Source organism: Flavobacterium sp. 1355, from assembly GCF_017833415.1.
Classification (GTDB): domain Bacteria; phylum Bacteroidota; class Bacteroidia; order Flavobacteriales; family Flavobacteriaceae; genus Flavobacterium.
Genome location: NZ_JAFICC010000013.1, coordinates 69,577 through 86,413, shown reverse-complemented (window position 1 = coordinate 86,413; position 16,837 = coordinate 69,577). Strand labels below are relative to the sequence as shown.

Sequence of the window (16,837 nt, the reverse complement as noted above, 5' to 3'; positions counted from 1 at the left end):
CAATGAAAGCTAATATAAAAGCCATTTCGTATTATCTGCCTGAAACAGTTTTATCTAATGATCTGATAAACGAGGAGTTTCCGGAATGGGGAATTGAAAAAATCAGTTCAAAAACCGGAATTAATTCCAGGCACATAAGCGGCAAAGATGAATTTTCGTCTGATATGGCCGTTAAAGCTGCCGAAAAATTATTTAAAGAACATAACATTAATAAATCTGATATTGATTATTTATTGTTTTGTACGCAAAGTCCAGATTATTTTCTGCCGACGACAGCCTGTATAATTCAGGAAAAGCTAGGTTTGGAAACTTCAATTGGAGCACTAGATTTTAATCTGGGATGTTCTGGTTTCGTATATGGTTTGAGCCTGGCCAAAGGTTTGATTGCCGGAGAAATGGCAAAAAACGTCTTGCTAATCACTTCAGAAACCTATTCAAAATTCATACATCCAAAAGATAAAAGCAATAAAACTATTTTTGGAGATGCTGCAGCTGCAGCTTTAATAACCAGTGACAAAGGATTCTGTTCTATTGGTAATTTTATTTTTGGAACAGATGGGAAAGGTGCTGAAAACCTCATTGTAAAACAAGGAGGAATGCGTTTTCCTGTTTCTAATGAAAATGAAGATAAGGTTGATGAATTTGGAAATGTCAGAAATGATAAAAACCTTTTCATGAACGGAACCGAAATCTTCAATTTTACAGGTGAATTTGTACCTAAGCTTACAGAGGCTATTTTGGAAAAATCAAATTTAAGTAAAGACGATATTGATTTGTTTGTTTTTCATCAGGCAAATAAATATATGCTAAACCATTTGAGAAAGAAAATCAAAATACCTGAAGAAAAGTTTTTTATTGCAATGGAAGATTGTGGAAATACAGTTTCATCAACAATCCCGATTGCATTGTATGAAGCTCAGAAGCAAGGAAAAATTGGAGAAAGCAAAAATATTATACTTGCAGGATTTGGCGTTGGATATTCCTGGGCTGCCTGTAACTTAAGCACAGAAAAATGAAAAACTTAATTATAATAGGAGCAAGAGGTTACGGACGTGAGGTTCATGATCTGGCAAAAGATTGCTCGGGATATAACACAGAGTATACAATAAAAGGGTTTCTTGATGACAAATCAGATGCCTTAAACGATTTTGACAATTATCCAGAAATTATTTCATCTGTTGAAGCGTATGAAGTTCAGGAAAATGATGTTTTTGTTTGTGCACTGGGAAGCGTACAATGGAAAAAACATTATATCGAGCTCATATTGTCAAAAGGTGGCAAATTCATTAATTTGATTCATCCCACATCATTTGTAAATACAAATGCTGTTATTGGCAACGGGGTAATTATTTTCATGTATTCTAATGTCAGCAATGATTGTGTTATTGAGGATTTTGTTACTATACAAGGTTTTGTGGGCTTAGGACATGATACTAAAATTGGTAAATGGTCACATCTGAATACCTATAGCTTTACAGGTGGATTTGCTGTATTAGAAGAAGAAGTTTGCCTGCATACAAGAGCATCTGTCCTGCCTAATATAATTGTGCGAAAAGGTGCAACAGTAGGTGCATCAAGTCTTGCAATCAAAAATGTAAAGGAAGGAACTACTGTTTTTGGAGTTCCTGCAAAAGTTCTTAGTTTTTAGATAGTATAAGTATAATTGGAATTATAATTGAATGAAAGATCAAAATAGTATTATTTTAAATTGGAAAGGAAATCCTGAACAGCCTCTGGTAAGTATTTTATGTGATGCCTTTAACCACGAGAATTTTATTCGTGAAGCTATAGAGGGTTTTTTAAGTCAGGAAACAAATTTTCCTTTTGAAATAATTATTCATGATGATGCTTCTACAGATAAAACAGCTTCGATAATAAAAGAATTTGCAGCCCAATATCCGTTAATTATTAAACCTGTTTTGCAAACGATTAATCAATATTCTCAAAAAATAAATTTTTGGAGCGATGTTACTTTCCCAAAAGCAAAAGGAAAATATATTGCTTTATGTGAAGGGGATGATTACTGGATCGATCCTTTGAAGTTGCAAAAACAAGTTGGTTTTTTAGAAAGTAATGACGAATATGTTATTACATGGACTGACTTTTTTACGAAAAAAGGTGATGAACTGGTCCCGAATGATTTTAAAAATTCATTACCTGAAATTTATGCTATTGATTTTGATAATATATTTGAACCGTATTGCACTTTTACACTGACATCGGTATTTAGAAAATCAGCAGTTGATCCCCTTGATTATAAAAAGTTTGTTTACGGAAAAGATAATACGCTTTATGCATTGGCTTTGTGTAACGGAAAAGGAGCTTTTATGAATTTTCAGAGTTCTGTTTACAGATGGCACCCCGGAGGAATATATTCGCTGCAAAAACCTTTTATACAGCGTTATTCTTCCTATCTCAATATAAAAGAGATATACGATAATATTCCTCAGTCACGTACAAAAAATATTGAACGTATTATGAAGAGATTATTAAAAGCCTCTGCTTTTGAAGCTTTGAAATCTGTTAATGACAAAACACTTGATAATACAAAACAAAAGGATGCAATCAAAGAGTATATTGATCAGGCATCACTAAGCGCTAAAGTCAAGTTTTTTATACGTTCTGTAAAAAGCAAAATATTCAGATAAAGAGGAGATTCTATTCTTATCCAATTAAGGATTTAAAAAATAAGATTGTTTTATCAAGGATGTTTATTTTTCGGAATAACACCTTTTCATTTTTTTGTAACTGTTTGTAAAATGCAAGGTTATATTTTGCCGCGTTCCTTATAGTTCGTATTAAAGTTTTTTCAATATGTTTTTCAAGTAATTCCTGATTGTAAATATGGAGTTTTTTATTCTGTTCAATCAAATGTTTTGAAGCGGCAATAACCTCGAGAATCTCATCAGGAAACAGCCTTTTTTTAACCGAAACAGCATTTACATAAGAATCAATTTTAGGATCTGAACTTTCGATTCCTAATCGTCTCAATTGATTAATTTTAACTTTTTTTACAGCACGGTTTACATTATCAATTTTTGTCTTGCTAATATTATTACTGTGTTGCCTGTAGTTTAATAAAGACTCTGGAATATTATAAAAAGAAGTTTTAGATAATAATCTGCTCCATAAATCGTAATCTTCTACAGGTACATATTCGTTTTCGAATTGCAGGCCGTCGAGTGTTTGTTTACGCAGCATAACAGTAGGGTTTCCTATAGCGCAGCTATGAAGAAAAGAAATTTTAATATCCTCAGGTTTCTCACTGTGTTTAATTAGTTTGGTTTCAGAACCAAAAAAAGTAAACCAGGTTCCACACAATCCAATTTCGGGATTGCTCTTTAAAACGTTTATTTGTTTCTCAAAACGTTGTGGCATGGCAATGTCATCGGCATCCATCAAAGCGATAAATTCACCTTTTGCAATCTTAAGCCCTTCATTTCTAAGATTTGCCGGGCCAACGTTAATATCCTTATTAATTATAATAATTCTGGAATCACTTCGTTGATATTTAGATATTACGTCTAAACTGTTGTCTGTCGATTTATCGTTCAGAACAATCAATTCAAAATTAGTGAAGGTTTGGTTCAGTATGCTTTCGATACTTTCTGCTAAAAAGTCCGCAGCATTGTAAACGGGCATTATAACAGAAATTTCGGGAGTAGTCATAAACATAGATTTTTATTAAAATAACAAATATATAATATATGTTTTTCCTATATTATATAAATCAAAAGTAATTTTATTATGATAATTTATGAATGTTATTATCTTTGTTTTTTTAACAAAATTTTAAATGAAAAAAATTCAGGTTGGTTTTTTGGTCTCGTACGATTATGAATTGCTTAAAAACGCTATTCCTCAAGTATATAAAGAATCCGACTCAATTTTTTTAGCAATTGATAAAGGAAGAAAAACTTGGAAAGGAGAGAGTTTTACTATTAAAGATGATTTCTTTCAATGGATAAAATCTGTTGATACAGATTCAAAAATTCAAATAATAGAAGAAGATTTTTATCGTCCGGAATTAACAAGCATGGAATGCGAGGTTAGGGAGCGTAAAATTCTAGCCGAAAAGATGGGAATTGGAAATTGGTTAATACAATTAGACGCAGATGAATATTTTTTAGATTTTAAAGAATTTGTTGATTATCTAAAATCCAAGAATCATTATTTAGATAACCCGGAAAAAAACCAGGTACAGATATCCCCATTTTTGATAAATATGTACAAATGGGTAGATGATGGTGTACTGTATGTTGAGAAACCAACAAAAATAATGGTTGCTACAAATTTCCCAAGTTATAAAGTTGGAAGGCAAACTCGTAAAAGAATAATTTATTATAAAGGAGCTGTCCTTCACGAATGTATTTCAAGAACAAAAGAAGAACTTGAAATGAAATTCAATAATTGGGGACATGATACAGATATCAATAAAAACGAATTCCTAAATAAATGGGAAACCGTAAATGAAAGCAATTACAAAATGATGCGTAATTTCTTTTACATGGAACCGGAGAAATGGAAAAAACTGGCTTTTGTAAAAGGTAAAACATTTAGGGAAATCGAAGAAAACTTAAATTTTCTACAAGTTTTGCCAACATTCTTTTATATCGCCAAGAAAAACTTTGGACAATGGTTTAAACATTTATTTAAAAAATAATTCTATTTAAGAATATCTTTATAAATTTTCAAATAATCAGCAGCAGCAATTTTCCAATCGAAACTTGCTGCTCTTTTTTTCATTTCGGTTTCAATTACGGCCTTGTTGTTTTCAAAATTGTGTAATCCGTCCAATAATACATTTTTCATGTATTCAGGATCAAAATCGGTCCAGTAATTGGCCATTTCACCGCCAATTTCCGGCAAAGAAGTTTTATCAGATAAAAAAACCGGTTTACCAAAACTCATTGCCTCAATAGGAGGAAGACCAAACCCCTCTCTTATTGACGGAAAAAGAAATGCAGTGCAGTTTTTCATGTAATATTGCTTGCCTTCATCACTTACTTTACCCGTTAAAAAAACCTGGTTGCTAAGGCCCTTTTCTTCTATTAAGCTTTTAATTACCTGACCGTATTTTTTAGTATTATTGCCTGAAATAATAAGGTTAAAATCCTTAAGCAATCTCATCATATTAATGATTGAGGCATAATTTTTTCTTTCGATAAAATCCCCAATTGTATAAAAGAAAGGTTTATCCACAGGGACAGTACTGACAAATCCAGAAGTATCCAGCAGTGTAGAAATTGGGTTTCCGTTATATATTACATATTCAGGAACATCCGGAACCTTAAAATAATCATGAGTCTGCTTTTTTGCAAATTCAGAAATATAAGTAATCGCAGTTGCTTTTTTAAGCTTTTCCATAAAAAGCTGATTCCTTTTGTGGCTCATGTCAGAAGAGATTTCTTCTACGAAATTTACATCATGAACAGTTAAAAGGTATTTGGCAGCAAATCTAGGCTCAAGTTTTGAGTTTTGATTTACAGAGTGCCACAAATCAAATTTATGCACAGGCCTAAAAGTCTTATACCTATGAAAAGACATGTATTTGTGATATTTAAATACTTCGCCAAATTCACTTTTAAGCAATTTTGGTTTTCCAGAGTTAAGGTGAAGTTCTAAATTTTCAAAATCGAGCCTGTGTAGACCTTTAATCAACTCGTAATTAAAGGTACCTAATCCAGTGGCTCTATTGTTAATATTATGTGTCTCTAAAAATACACTTTTTGTATTTGGCATTAATTTTTTTTTTACGAAAATACAATAATAATTTGAAGTCTAAAATTCTATCCCTATTTTTGTTGGTTATAAAGAACCTCTGAATGAATTTTAAGATAAATCCAATTTTTGAAAATAGTACCTCGTCGGTGCTTGAAAACATTAAGTCATTTAATACATCAGGGACTCTTTTTGGGAATGGTGACAGAAATAAAATAAAACTTTTTGATCTTAATGAGAAAAAGATTAACATCAAGTCTTTTAAGATTCCGAACATTATTAATAAGATCGCTTACAGATACTTCCGAAAATCAAAAGCAAAACGTTCTTTTGAGTTTGCGATGATTTTATTAGAAAAAGGTATTGGTACTCCTGCACCGATAGCATTTTTTGAGAATTTTAATCTTATTGGACTAAAAGACAGTTACTATGTGAGTGAACATTTAGTTGCTGAACTAACATACAGAGAACTAGTAGAAATTCCGGATTATCCCGATCATGACGCAATCCTTAGACAGTTTGTAAAATTTACTTTCGAATTGCATGAAAAAGGAGTAGAATTTTTAGACCATTCTCCGGGTAATACTCTGATCAAAAAGGTAAGCGAGAATAATTATCATTTCTTTTTGGTCGATTTGAACCGAATGAATTTTCATGAAAACATGAGTTTCGAGCAGCGTATGAATAACTTTAGACGTTTAACACCAAAAAAAGAAATGATTGCCGTAATGAGTAATGAATATTCAAAATTTTATACGAATAAAACCGAAGCTGAAATTTTTGAACAAATGTGGAAGGCTACCGTTCATTTTCAGGAGGAATTTGCCAAAAAGAAAAGACTTAAAAAGAGACTCAAATTTTGGAAATCGTAGGTTTTGTCCTAATTTTTCTTAATTCCTTAAAACGCACCGCAACACTCAGGGCATTAAGATAACAAATTATAATTCCTTTTTTGCCATCTAAAAAACCAAAACGCACTATATATTGATTTAAAAATTTATAAGCCGGCCGAATATAAAAATGAAAGAAATTTGGTTTTGTTTTTTTTTCGAATTCTTCCTGCGCTTTTAGCTGACCATAAAAGATCATTTTTTGTTTGTAATCTTTATAGTTTGAGTAAGAATGGTGTATAAGCCTGTTCCTGAGTTTTTTTGTCTTTCCTTCAACAATTAGTTTTTCGTGAACAATTTTTTTCGGATTGTAACTTGCGTTGTCTTTTTTAAAAAGGCGGATAATTTTATCTGTTTGCCAGCCGCTGTATTTTAATTTCTTGTTTTCGAACATGAAATCACGATAAACAAAATAAGCCGAAGCACTTTTTTCCTGATTAATTACGCTATGAATTTCGCTTTGCAATTCAGGCGTTAATCTTTCATCAGCATCAATAAAAAGAATCCAGGGATGGTTGGCCAAGCTAAGGGCAAAATTACGCTGAGAAGCAAAATTGTCAAAAACACGCTGTGTGATTTTTATATTTTTGAACTCTGCAGCAATTTCCAGCGTCTTATCCGTACTATAAGAATCAACTATGATTATTTCATCGGCAAAAGAAAGATTATTGAGCACTTCTTTTATATTCGATTCCTCATTGTAAGTAATAAGTAAGGCCGATAAAAGTTTTTTTTCTGTCAAAATCATTTTGTACTGATAAGATTTTGATTTAAAAACAACTCCATTTTATCCTTAAAAAATTCAGGCTTAAATTCCTGATATAAGGATAAAGATTCTTTCTTAAGTGTTTTTTCGGTTTTATGCTCAAATAAATCAGGACGAAAATCGTATAAGTGAACAGAAAGATGGTGAACTCCATCTTCAAAAGTTGCCCAGATTTTCTTTTCAATCCAGGGAGAAAAAATAATAAACGAAGGTTTATTTAATGCTTTGGCCATATTTATCGCTCCTCCGTCATTTCCTATAATGAGATTGCATTGATTCATAATAGCAATAAACGACCGTAAATCATTACCTAATAAATCAAAATAAATTTTTTCCTGAGTAGATGGTTTACAGCCATCAAAAACAACTTTAGCTTCATTAATTTGTTTTGGAAAATAATTAAAAAGGATATTAACATCTTCATGATCTGCAATATAATCAACAACTTTAGACATAAAATCTAAAGGATAAGTTTTGATTTTTTCGCTTCCTAAAAGGCTTATCATAACAGTTTTTCGATCCTTCTGAACCTTGTGTTTTTCAAAAAGCGCAATAGCTTCGTTGTTTTCTTTGTCAGAAACAAATAACTTTGGTACAGGATCTGTTTTTACAGGTAAATTCAGCGGTTCTAATAAGGAAAGACGTCTTTCTATTGCCAAACCTAGATTGGTTTTAGGAAAAGGCTCAAACGGTACATTATCAGTATAAAGAAAATTTCTTCCTGGTTTTTTGTACGATATTTTTCTTTTGGCATTACTTAATAAAACCAGGATCCAGCTTTCTAGTTTAGAATAAGCGTCAATCAATAAATCATATTTTTCATTTCGAAGCTGAAGACCAAGTTTTAGTAATTCTTTTTTACTTTTTCTGTGTTTTTCTTCAAACAAAATAATAGTATCAATACTTGAGTTTCCTTCTAAAACTGGTGTTGTTGAGGCATATACCAAATAGTCGATCTGAGCATCGGGATAGGCAATGCGCAGGTTGTTGCATATAATACTGCTGACCAAAACGTCACCAATCATTTTTTGCTGAATTACAAGTATCTTCATATAGGAACTATCAACTTTTTAACAGTTACAAATTGAAGCAAAAAATTCCAAATTACAATCATATTATTGATTGGAATTTGGAATTTTTATCTAAAATATCGGTGAAGTGCTTTTTATTTTTAGATCACCAATTGATTATTCGTTACTCTTTCATTAAAAGACTGAATATAAGTTTTTATAAATTTTTCTGCTTTTTGAACTCGCGGTTTATCGATTTGCATTAAGTTATTTTTCAATAAAACATCTTTTTTCCAATTATATAAACCAGTTACTTTATTATCTGTAAAGGCAACATAATAATCGTCCTGAATATAATGATAAGTTCCCTGAAGATAATACACTACAAAATTTTCTTTTGATTTGTAACTTTTACCAAAACTTACCATATCTGTTTTGATATGTAAGTAGTCCAGAATACTTGGCATGATGTCAATTTGTTGAAAATTTTTCTCATTTACACTAGCTAGATCAGGATTAGAAGGGTCAAAAAATAAGATCGGAATTCTAAATTTTCCAATGTTTGTTTTATCTATCTCGTTATCTCCGCTAGATGAGGTATGGTCTGCCGAAAGAACAAATAAGGTATTTTTATACCAATCCTGTTTTTTTGCAGTTTCAAAGAATTTTCGAAGAGAATAATCGGCATAGGCTACACTTTCATGTATATCAGTAGTTCCCTTTGGAAATTTATTCTGATATCTTTCGGGTATAATATAGGGTACGTGTGATGAAATAGTAAAAACAGAGCTGAAAAATGGCTTTTTGAAAGTACTCAGTTTATTAGCATAAAATTGCAAAAACTCTTCATCAAAAATTCCCCATTTCCCATCAAAGGATTCTTTTCCAGCATATTCATTTTTTCCATAATATTCGTCAAATCCGGCTACTTTTGCATATTCATCAAAGTTTTGGCTTCCATTAAACGCGCCATGAAAAAAAGAAGTGCTGTATCCTTGTTCCTTAAATATTTTTGGAAGGCTGCGAACTTTGTTCAAAGCAAAACTTGACGATATAAATGAATTATTCATAAGGCTCGGGATACTTGAAATTATCGAAGGAACAGCATCAATTGAAACCTTACCGTTTGCAAATCCGTTCTTAAAGTAACATGATTTTGTAATCAGCGAGTCTAAGAAAGGGGTTTGACCACGTCCGACATTTTCACTTCCAAAACTTTCTAAAATTATAATCACCACATTTTTTCTGACAGGTGCCTGATCTGACTTTAGTGAAATTATTGGATTATAAGTTTTACTTAATTCCTTACTGTCAAAATAATGAGTGCTTTCAATATCTTCTTTTTTAAATAAAGTTTTTAAAATAGAAAACGGAGTATTCAATACTAATCCGGCGTTGTTCACTTCACCATACTCTACAGCATCTACAATTCTGATTGGTTTTTTTCGGAATCCGCCACGACCAATAAGCAATATTGCAAGAAGCAAAACAATCACATAAGAATATTTTTTAAAATAATCTTTTTTCGTTAGCCTATGAATGACAATTGTATCCTTAGGATTTGGGATCAATTTCCAAAGAATAATACTGGTAATTAAAAACAGAACGCCGACATACCAAAAATCCTTTAAAAATGAAGGAATTAGTCTTATGGTATCGTTCTCCATACCTCTTGCAGTAATCAGTGCAAAAGTACTTCTTCTGCCAGTAAAACGATAATAGATAATATCAACGAAGTTTGTTGATATAAAGAGGAGATTTACAGCGTAAAAAGCAATTTTTAATATGGTTTGATAGACAGTTTTATATTTAAAATTGCCGGGAATTACGTGAAAAAAAAGAAAAATGAAATTGATATAAGAAATAACCGCTAAATCAAAAAGTACACCACCTATGAAAATCTTAAGGGTAAACCTTTCAAACAATTCCATATTCATAAAGAAAAACAGAATTCGGCTAAGTTGATAGGTTACTAATATTAAAATAAATCTTTTTAAAAATAGGATTACATTTTGATTTATATTATTCATTTACAAATTTTTAGGTTTTCTTTGGAGGATTAATTTTGCGCAAAAATATAAATCCTGATCAGAAAAACCTAAAAATTTTAATAAATTTTTAACATTAGCTTAACAATGTGTTAAACTGCTACATCATATTCGCGTAAAGCATTGTTTAACGAAGTTTTTAAATCTGTAGATGGTTTACGAGTACCAATAATCAGTGCGCATGGAACCTGAAATTCTCCTGCAGCAAATTTCTTAGTATAACTTCCCGGAATTACAACAGAACGTGCAGGAACGTAACCTTTCATCTCAACTGGTTCATCGCCGGTAACATCAATAATTTTTGTTGAAGCTGTAAGACATACATTTGCACCAAGAACTGCTTCCTTACCAACATGCACACCTTCTACAACTATACATCGTGATCCAATAAAAGCACCATCTTCTATAATTACCGGAGCAGCCTGTAGTGGTTCAAGAACGCCACCAATACCAACACCGCCGCTTAAGTGAACATTTTTGCCAATTTGGGCACAACTACCCACAGTTGCCCATGTATCTACCATAGTTCCTTCGTCAACATAAGCTCCGATATTTACATAACTTGGCATTAAAATAACACCGCTCGAAATATAAGCTCCGTAGCGTGCTACAGCATTTGGTACAACACGAATTCCTTTTTCAGCATAACCCTTTTTTAGTAACATTTTATCATGGTATTCGAAAATGCCCGACTCCCATGTTTCCATTTTTTGAATTGGAAAATACATTACAACTGCTTTTTTTACCCATTCGTTAACCTGCCATTTGTCTCCAATCGGCTCAGCAACCCTTAGTTTTCCTGCATCTAACAATTCTATAACTTCTCTGATAGCAGTCGTTGTAGTTGTTTCTTGTAATAAAGCTCTGTTTTCCCAAGCTTGTTCGATTATTGTCTGTAAAGAATTCATAAGTTTAATTTTTTGCAAAGATAGAGTATTTGAATAAAAGCAAAAAAGCAAAACCATTTTGAAAATGTTACAGTTGTAACTTTTTGTTTTTAATTTGATAAATTAATTTTTTTGTTGTAAATAATTTTTTAAATGAATATCCATTAAAAGTTTTTTTTATATCAGAATATGACAAAAGTCAGATTTTCTCTTTTTTATTCCGATTAGTTTTGCCGCATAATTCCGACACAAAGAATTATTATTCTAATACAAAATAAATTAAAATGAATCAGGAAAATCACCTTCAGGGACGTACTATTATTGATAAAGAAGTATCATGGGATAAAACTCAGGTTATTATGAGTAAAACAAATGCTTTTGGAATTATTGAGTATGCTAATGAAGTTTTTATTGATGTTTGCGGATATGAAGATTATGAACTTATGGGACAGCCACATAATATTATAAGACATCCTGATATGCCAAAAGTGATTTTTAAAGTGTTATGGGAAAACCTAAAAGCGGGTAAAAACTTTCATGCTGTTGTAAAAAATCTTGCAAAATCGGGCAGATATTATTGGGTAATTACAGATTTTGAAATTGCCAAAGATGAAAATGGTGTTATTGTAAATTATTTTGGAAGAAGACAAGCCGTTCCGCAAGAAGTTATTGCAATGCATATTGAACCCTTGTATAAAAAGTTATTACAGATAGAAGGAGCCGGCGGAGTAGAATTTAGCGAAAAATACCTTATTGGTTTTTTAGAGGAAAAAAAGAGAAGTTATGTTGAATATATTAAGGAATTAATTTTGGAACATGAAAAATCACAATCCAAATTTTCTCATCCGGAAGAGGAAGATGAAAGAGGTTTTTTTAGTCGATTATTTAATAAGTAGCCCCATTTTTTAATTAGGTTTTAAATGTTGGATAAGTCCGTTTTGAGAAATCAGGACGGATTTTTTTATAATTGACATAATTTTTTTCAGGTTATGGATTTCCTGTTTATCTTTGATAAAAATTATAAAGATGCCCAGGATACTTTCTATAGACTACGGACAAAAGCGTACCGGAATTGCTGTTACTGACGAAATGCAGATTATCGCTTCGGGTCTTACAACCATTCCGACGAATACTTTAATAGATTTTTTAAAAGATTATTTTGCCAAAGAAAAAGTAGAAGCAGTATTAATTGGTGAACCTAAACAAATGAACGGACAGCCATCTGAAAGTGCTCCCATAATTAAAGGTTTTGTAACGCATTTTTCAAATATTTTTCCCGATATGAAAGTAGTTCGGGTAGATGAACGCTTTACATCCAAGATGGCATTTCAGACAATGATTGATAGCGGATTAAGTAAAAAACAACGCCAAAACAAAGGCCTGATTGATGAAATTTCTGCTACAATAATGCTTCAGGATTATCTTTCATCAAAACGATTTTAATTTTCAAATTAAATTTGTTTAAAATTTATAGGTTTTTAGAAAATCCTAACTTTTATCATGTTTTTATTAGTTTTTTTTTGCAATTAAAAAAGTACCTTTGCATTTTAAAATAAAATACTGTTATGCCTGACGAAACAATACGTTCAAATAGTGAAGTAGTACTCATTGGAGCTGGAATTATGAGTGCCACTCTTGGAATAATTTTGAAAGAATTACAACCTGATATCAAAATTGAGATTTACGAAAGATTAGACGTTGCCGCTGCAGAAAGTTCTGATGCCTGGAATAATGCCGGAACGGGACACTCTGCTTTTTGTGAGTTAAATTACACTCCGGAAAAGGCAGACGGAAGTATTGATCCTAAAAAAGCAATAAGTATAGCAGAATCATTTGAGGTTTCGCGCCAGTTCTGGTCTTACTTAGTGCAGCAAAATAAAGTACCGTCTCCTGAAAATTTTATAAAAAGCGTTCCTCATATGAGTTTTGTGTGGGGAGATAAAAACGTTGAATATCTTAAAAAACGTTTTGAAGCTTTGCAAAGCAATCCGATTTTTGCTCAAATGGTTTTTAGTACCAATTTTGAACAATTAAAAGAATGGATGCCGCTTGTAATGGAAGGCAGGGAAAATAATGAAAGTTTAGCAGCAACACACATGGCAATTGGTACCGATGTAAATTTCGGGGCATTAACCAGAAGTATGTTCAGTTATTTAGAAAAACTTGATGGCGTTTCCCTATATTTTAACCACGAAGTCAAAAAATTAAGACAGCGTGAGGACAAATCCTGGAGAATTAAAATTACGGATTTATCTACAGGTAAGACCCGAAAAGCGTATACAAAATTTGTTTTCATTGGTGCAGGAGGTGGTTCATTGCCATTACTGGAAAAAGCAAATGTCCCTGAAGGAAATGGTTATGGAGGTTTTCCTGTAAGCGGACAATGGCTGAAATGCACAAATCCCGAAGTAATTGCCAAACATCAGGCAAAAGTTTACGGAAAAGCAAGTGTTGGAGCACCACCAATGTCTGTTCCTCATATTGATACTCGTGTAATAGATGGTGAAAAAGCACTTCTTTTTGGGCCTTTCGCAGGATTTTCAACAAGATTCCTTAAAAACGGCTCTTATCTTGATTTGCCACTTTCTATAAAAGCAAATAATTTAATTCCGATGTTATCAGCGGGATATCATAATATTCCCTTAACTAAATATTTAATTGAGCAGGTTCGTCAGTCTCCAAAAGACAGAATGAATGCACTGCGTGAATATTTGCCAACTGCCCGTTCTAAGGACTGGAAATTAGAAAGAGCAGGACAACGTGTTCAGGTTATCAAAAAGGATGAGAATGGAGGTGGAGTTTTAGAATTTGGAACTGAAGTGATTAATACGCATGATGGAACTTTAGCTGTTTTATTAGGAGCTTCTCCAGGAGCATCAACTGCAGTTTCGATTATGATTGATTTAATCAGCAGATGTTTTACAAATCAAATTAAAACACCGGAATGGGAGGGGAAAATGAAAAATATGATTCCTTCTTATGGTAAAACTTTAAATGATAATCCAGAGCTTCTGGCAGAAATGAGAAAGCATACTTCTGAAGTTTTAAAATTGAATAATTAGATTCAATTCTTTATAAAAAATAACAAATCCAGATGAATTAATCTGGATTTGTTGCTTTTAGTTCTTTTGTGATTTTTAATATTTTTTCAGACATATTACTCATCCATATCAATTGCTCAATCACCATTTGTGCCTCCTGCATCTTCGCCTGACGGGTTTCCTTATCAAGATCGTCATCTGTGGCGAGACGTGTAAAATTAACTCGTTTTAATTCTTCAAATTGTAATGTTACATCTTCTTTGTCAAAAAAAGTATCTGTCAGAATGGTTTCGCTTCTTAAAATTGAAATCGAGTGATCTAAATTTAATAATATGGTTTTTATAATATAATTAAATGAATCTGAAGCCGATGTTGTCTGATGTGACTGAATGTATGTCGATAATGAAGCTAAAGCAGAAAGTAATGAGTGATTTAAAACTACCAGTTTATTAACCAGCGGCAGCGTTTTCTGTTTTGACTTTGGTTCCTGCATCATTCGTTGAAAAGAAGTCATTAAATTACCAATTTCTACAAAAGCATTCTTTCTTGCTAGTCTGTAAGACGTAGGGATGTCTCCCTTTTTATTATAATAATCAGCAATTTCCTTAAGATAGCTTCTATTGGCACGAATCGAATTTTCGATATGTATCGGAGTATTAATAAACTCCCATGCCGGCCATAAAAACTGATTGGCAATAAAAGCTAAAGTTGCTCCGGTAAGCGAATCGAGTATTCTAAACTGAATAACTTCTACAACATTTGGAGTTAAAATTCCATAAATAAAAACCACATACATCGTAACAAAAGTGGCACTTATTTTATAGTTAATTTGTGTAAAAGAGAGACCAAGCAGCATACAGACAATAGAAAATATACTTAATGCAACGTGATTTTGAATAACAGAAACTATTCCAAATGCCAGTAATCCGCCTAACACAGTTCCGAACATTCTATTATAAGAACGTTCTTTTGTTAATCCATATCCCGGTCGCATGATTACCACAATAGTCAGTAAAATCCAATATCCATTTTGAAAAGTCAGGAGATTGCCAATAATTAAACCAATAAGAATTGTGATTGTAAGTCTGAGTGAATGCCTGAAAATTGAAGATGAAAAACTCATGTTTTCAATCAGTGTACGCAACGGGTAATATTGTGGGGTTAAGAATTTTTCCAGCTCCTTATCTTTGTCCTTCAATTTATAAGACTGCATTGCAAGAGAAAAAGCTCTTTGGATAATTTTGATTTTTCCAACCTGATTTTTTGCATATTTCAGCATGTTGGTCAGCATCAGGACTCCTTCGGCAGCTTCTTCTTTACCCAGACGTTTTTCATAATCAAAAATGGCAAACTCAAGAGCATCAATTTCATTTTTAAGATCATTTTTGTCTACGTAAGCCGCAATATGATTTACATTTTTAGAAAGTTTTTTTAAAGTTGAAGCCAGCTTATAAGCTACATTCTGGTAGGTTCGTAAAACTTCAGGATGTTTGTCAAATTTTTCGAGCAACTTGTTATGATCAAAAGACGTATACAAGGCCAATTCTTGAATTTCAATCAAAGTAATAAAAACAAGCAGCATCTTTCTGTTTTGACTTGTTGCTGCCGAAGTATTTTGATTTCCAATCAAAACCTTTCTCAAATCTTCATTGATTAAATTCAGTTCGACCTGCAATGCTAATTGTTTTTCGATGATCTTTTGGCGGTTAGCTTCCGGACTCCATAAATCGCCTCTTAATTTTAAATATTTGGCGGTTAATTTTATACCGTCGGCAATCTGTAATTCTACATATTTATAAGGCTGCACAAAATGAAATACAAGCGAAACAATTAAATATAAAATACCTCCAGTAAAAATAAATGCAGAATATTCTACAGCCTCAAGACCTTGATGAAAATGCCCAAAAGATAAAGAAATAGAAAGTAAAGCAGAAAACGAAACCAATGTGGCACGCTGACCGTAAACAGAAATCATCGAACAAAAAAACAGCAGTAATCCTAAAAAAGGATAAAACAGAAACGGATAAGGATAGGCAAGATTAACAAGCAAATTAACGCCGGCAACAATAAATGATGCAACAATAACTCCTTTTATTTTATGCCCCAAAGTACTTGGTATATCACTGGGATAAGTAAAAAATGCACCTAATGCTATGGTAAAACCAATCTCAAAATACCCGAAGAAATTTAAAATTAAAACAGGTACAACAGAAGCAATCGTTACTTTTGAAGCATTTAGAAAAGAGGTACTGTTCGTAAATTTAGTGATTCGATCAAACATATAGAGAAGTTTACAAGCAAAGGTAAGAATTGTACGAATTATTTTGGCACAATTATAGATGAGTTTTTTTCTAAGTTGCGAAATTGAGAGATAATATCTTGTTTAGAATTATTCATTGACTATTTTTTACTATTTTTGCCAGCTGAATTATGATATAAAATTCAGGATTTTCAGTAGATAATGCATAAATAAA

The 16,837-nt window shown here is 32.1% G+C and carries 15 protein-coding genes; 8 read left to right on the top strand and 7 right to left on the bottom strand.

All coding sequences use genetic code 11. The features are described 5' to 3' along the window. Nucleotides 1-2 precede the first annotated feature (2 nt). From JOD96_RS17235 to JOD96_RS17225, 3 genes are read left to right on the top strand one after another with little or no spacing between them, the layout of a single operon-like run. Complete coding sequence (locus JOD96_RS17235) at nucleotides 3-1,016, top strand: ketoacyl-ACP synthase III (protein WP_209565471.1); 1,014 nt, start codon at nucleotides 3-5, stop codon at nucleotides 1,014-1,016. After that, on the top strand, nucleotides 1,013-1,648 hold the full coding sequence (locus JOD96_RS17230; RefSeq protein WP_209565470.1) for an acetyltransferase: 636 nt from the start codon (nucleotides 1,013-1,015) through the stop codon (nucleotides 1,646-1,648). The genes JOD96_RS17235 and JOD96_RS17230 overlap by 4 nt, the downstream gene beginning before the upstream one ends. Before the next feature lie 31 nt (nucleotides 1,649-1,679). Next, the gene (locus JOD96_RS17225) at nucleotides 1,680-2,648 is read left to right on the top strand and encodes a glycosyltransferase family 2 protein (RefSeq protein WP_209565469.1); all 969 of its coding nucleotides are present in this window, start codon (nucleotides 1,680-1,682) and stop codon (nucleotides 2,646-2,648) included. Between the two features lie 16 nt (nucleotides 2,649-2,664). Here JOD96_RS17225 and JOD96_RS17220 read toward each other — a convergent pair whose 3' ends face one another. Beyond that, entirely contained in the window at nucleotides 2,665-3,669 is a 1,005-nt protein-coding gene (locus tag JOD96_RS17220) for a glycosyltransferase family 2 protein (protein WP_209565468.1), read from the bottom strand. Between the two features lie 127 nt (nucleotides 3,670-3,796). Here JOD96_RS17220 and JOD96_RS17215 point away from each other — a divergent pair, with 127 nt between their 5' ends. Next, nucleotides 3,797-4,663 carry a hypothetical protein gene (locus JOD96_RS17215; protein WP_209565467.1) on the top strand — a complete coding sequence of 289 codons (867 nt, stop codon included), beginning with the start codon at nucleotides 3,797-3,799 and terminating at the stop codon, nucleotides 4,661-4,663. Between the two features lie 2 nt (nucleotides 4,664-4,665). Here JOD96_RS17215 and JOD96_RS17210 read toward each other — a convergent pair whose 3' ends face one another. Then, nucleotides 4,666-5,742, bottom strand: a complete 1,077-nt coding sequence (locus JOD96_RS17210) for a glycosyltransferase family 4 protein (protein ID WP_209565466.1) — start codon at nucleotides 5,740-5,742, stop codon at nucleotides 4,666-4,668. 83 nt (nucleotides 5,743-5,825) lie between these two features. Here JOD96_RS17210 and JOD96_RS17205 point away from each other — a divergent pair, with 83 nt between their 5' ends. Next, nucleotides 5,826-6,593, top strand: a complete 768-nt coding sequence (locus JOD96_RS17205) for a Kdo domain containing protein (RefSeq protein WP_209565465.1) — start codon at nucleotides 5,826-5,828, stop codon at nucleotides 6,591-6,593. Here the strand turns inward: JOD96_RS17205 and JOD96_RS17200 are convergent. The 4 genes from JOD96_RS17200 to JOD96_RS17185 all read right to left on the bottom strand — a co-directional run bounded on the left by JOD96_RS17200 (nucleotide 6,574) and on the right by JOD96_RS17185 (nucleotide 11,343). After that, nucleotides 6,574-7,359: a glycosyltransferase family 2 protein gene (locus tag JOD96_RS17200; protein WP_209565464.1), complete on the bottom strand. Its 786-nt coding sequence runs from the start codon at nucleotides 7,357-7,359 to the stop codon at nucleotides 6,574-6,576. The two genes, JOD96_RS17205 and JOD96_RS17200, sit on opposite strands and share 20 nt — an antisense overlap. Next, nucleotides 7,356-8,429 (bottom strand): glycosyltransferase family 9 protein, encoded by a 1,074-nt coding sequence (locus JOD96_RS17195; protein WP_245188437.1) that lies wholly within the window; start codon nucleotides 8,427-8,429, stop codon nucleotides 7,356-7,358. Before JOD96_RS17195 ends, JOD96_RS17200 begins: the two co-directional genes overlap by 4 nt. 119 nt (nucleotides 8,430-8,548) lie before the next feature. Further along, complete coding sequence (locus JOD96_RS17190; protein WP_209565463.1) at nucleotides 8,549-10,417, bottom strand: LTA synthase family protein; 1,869 nt, start codon at nucleotides 10,415-10,417, stop codon at nucleotides 8,549-8,551. Between the two features lie 110 nt (nucleotides 10,418-10,527). Then, a complete protein-coding gene (locus JOD96_RS17185) occupies nucleotides 10,528-11,343 on the bottom strand; it encodes a 2,3,4,5-tetrahydropyridine-2,6-dicarboxylate N-succinyltransferase (protein WP_209565462.1) in 816 nt (271 codons plus the stop codon). A 263-nt stretch (nucleotides 11,344-11,606) separates the two neighbouring features. Between JOD96_RS17185 and JOD96_RS17180 the strand changes: the two genes are divergently transcribed. The 3 genes from JOD96_RS17180 (at nucleotide 11,607) to JOD96_RS17170 (ending at nucleotide 14,384) form a co-directional block, all read left to right on the top strand. After that, nucleotides 11,607-12,218: a PAS domain-containing protein gene (locus JOD96_RS17180; RefSeq protein ID WP_209565461.1), complete on the top strand. Its 612-nt coding sequence runs from the start codon at nucleotides 11,607-11,609 to the stop codon at nucleotides 12,216-12,218. Nucleotides 12,219-12,348: 130 nt separating this feature from the next. After that, on the top strand, nucleotides 12,349-12,765 hold the full coding sequence (ruvX, locus tag JOD96_RS17175; RefSeq protein ID WP_209565460.1) for a Holliday junction resolvase RuvX: 417 nt from the start codon (nucleotides 12,349-12,351) through the stop codon (nucleotides 12,763-12,765). 122 nt (nucleotides 12,766-12,887) lie between these two features. After that, nucleotides 12,888-14,384 (top strand): malate:quinone oxidoreductase, encoded by a 1,497-nt coding sequence (locus tag JOD96_RS17170; protein ID WP_209565459.1) that lies wholly within the window; start codon nucleotides 12,888-12,890, stop codon nucleotides 14,382-14,384. A 37-nt stretch (nucleotides 14,385-14,421) separates the two neighbouring features. Here the strand turns inward: JOD96_RS17170 and JOD96_RS17165 are convergent, their stop codons facing one another. Then, entirely contained in the window at nucleotides 14,422-16,644 is a 2,223-nt protein-coding gene (locus tag JOD96_RS17165; protein ID WP_209565458.1) for an FUSC family protein, read from the bottom strand. Nucleotides 16,645-16,837 lie beyond the last annotated feature (193 nt).

Coding starts and splice junctions, on each gene's coding strand:
- JOD96_RS17235 (WP_209565471.1), top strand. CDS start 3: ATGAAAGCTAATATAAAAGCCATTTCGTATTATCTGCCTGAAACAGTT.
- JOD96_RS17230 (WP_209565470.1), top strand. CDS start 1,013: ATGAAAAACTTAATTATAATAGGAGCAAGAGGTTACGGACGTGAGGTT.
- JOD96_RS17225 (WP_209565469.1), top strand. CDS start 1,680: ATGAAAGATCAAAATAGTATTATTTTAAATTGGAAAGGAAATCCTGAA.
- JOD96_RS17220 (WP_209565468.1), bottom strand. CDS start 3,669: ATGACTACTCCCGAAATTTCTGTTATAATGCCCGTTTACAATGCTGCG.
- JOD96_RS17215 (WP_209565467.1), top strand. CDS start 3,797: ATGAAAAAAATTCAGGTTGGTTTTTTGGTCTCGTACGATTATGAATTG.
- JOD96_RS17210 (WP_209565466.1), bottom strand. CDS start 5,742: ATGCCAAATACAAAAAGTGTATTTTTAGAGACACATAATATTAACAAT.
- JOD96_RS17205 (WP_209565465.1), top strand. CDS start 5,826: ATGAATTTTAAGATAAATCCAATTTTTGAAAATAGTACCTCGTCGGTG.
- JOD96_RS17200 (WP_209565464.1), bottom strand. CDS start 7,359: ATGATTTTGACAGAAAAAAAACTTTTATCGGCCTTACTTATTACTTAC.
- JOD96_RS17195 (WP_245188437.1), bottom strand. CDS start 8,429: ATGAAGATACTTGTAATTCAGCAAAAAATGATTGGTGACGTTTTGGTC.
- JOD96_RS17190 (WP_209565463.1), bottom strand. CDS start 10,417: ATGAATAATATAAATCAAAATGTAATCCTATTTTTAAAAAGATTTATT.
- JOD96_RS17185 (WP_209565462.1), bottom strand. CDS start 11,343: ATGAATTCTTTACAGACAATAATCGAACAAGCTTGGGAAAACAGAGCT.
- JOD96_RS17180 (WP_209565461.1), top strand. CDS start 11,607: ATGAATCAGGAAAATCACCTTCAGGGACGTACTATTATTGATAAAGAA.
- ruvX (WP_209565460.1), top strand. CDS start 12,349: ATGCCCAGGATACTTTCTATAGACTACGGACAAAAGCGTACCGGAATT.
- JOD96_RS17170 (WP_209565459.1), top strand. CDS start 12,888: ATGCCTGACGAAACAATACGTTCAAATAGTGAAGTAGTACTCATTGGA.
- JOD96_RS17165 (WP_209565458.1), bottom strand. CDS start 16,644: ATGTTTGATCGAATCACTAAATTTACGAACAGTACCTCTTTTCTAAAT.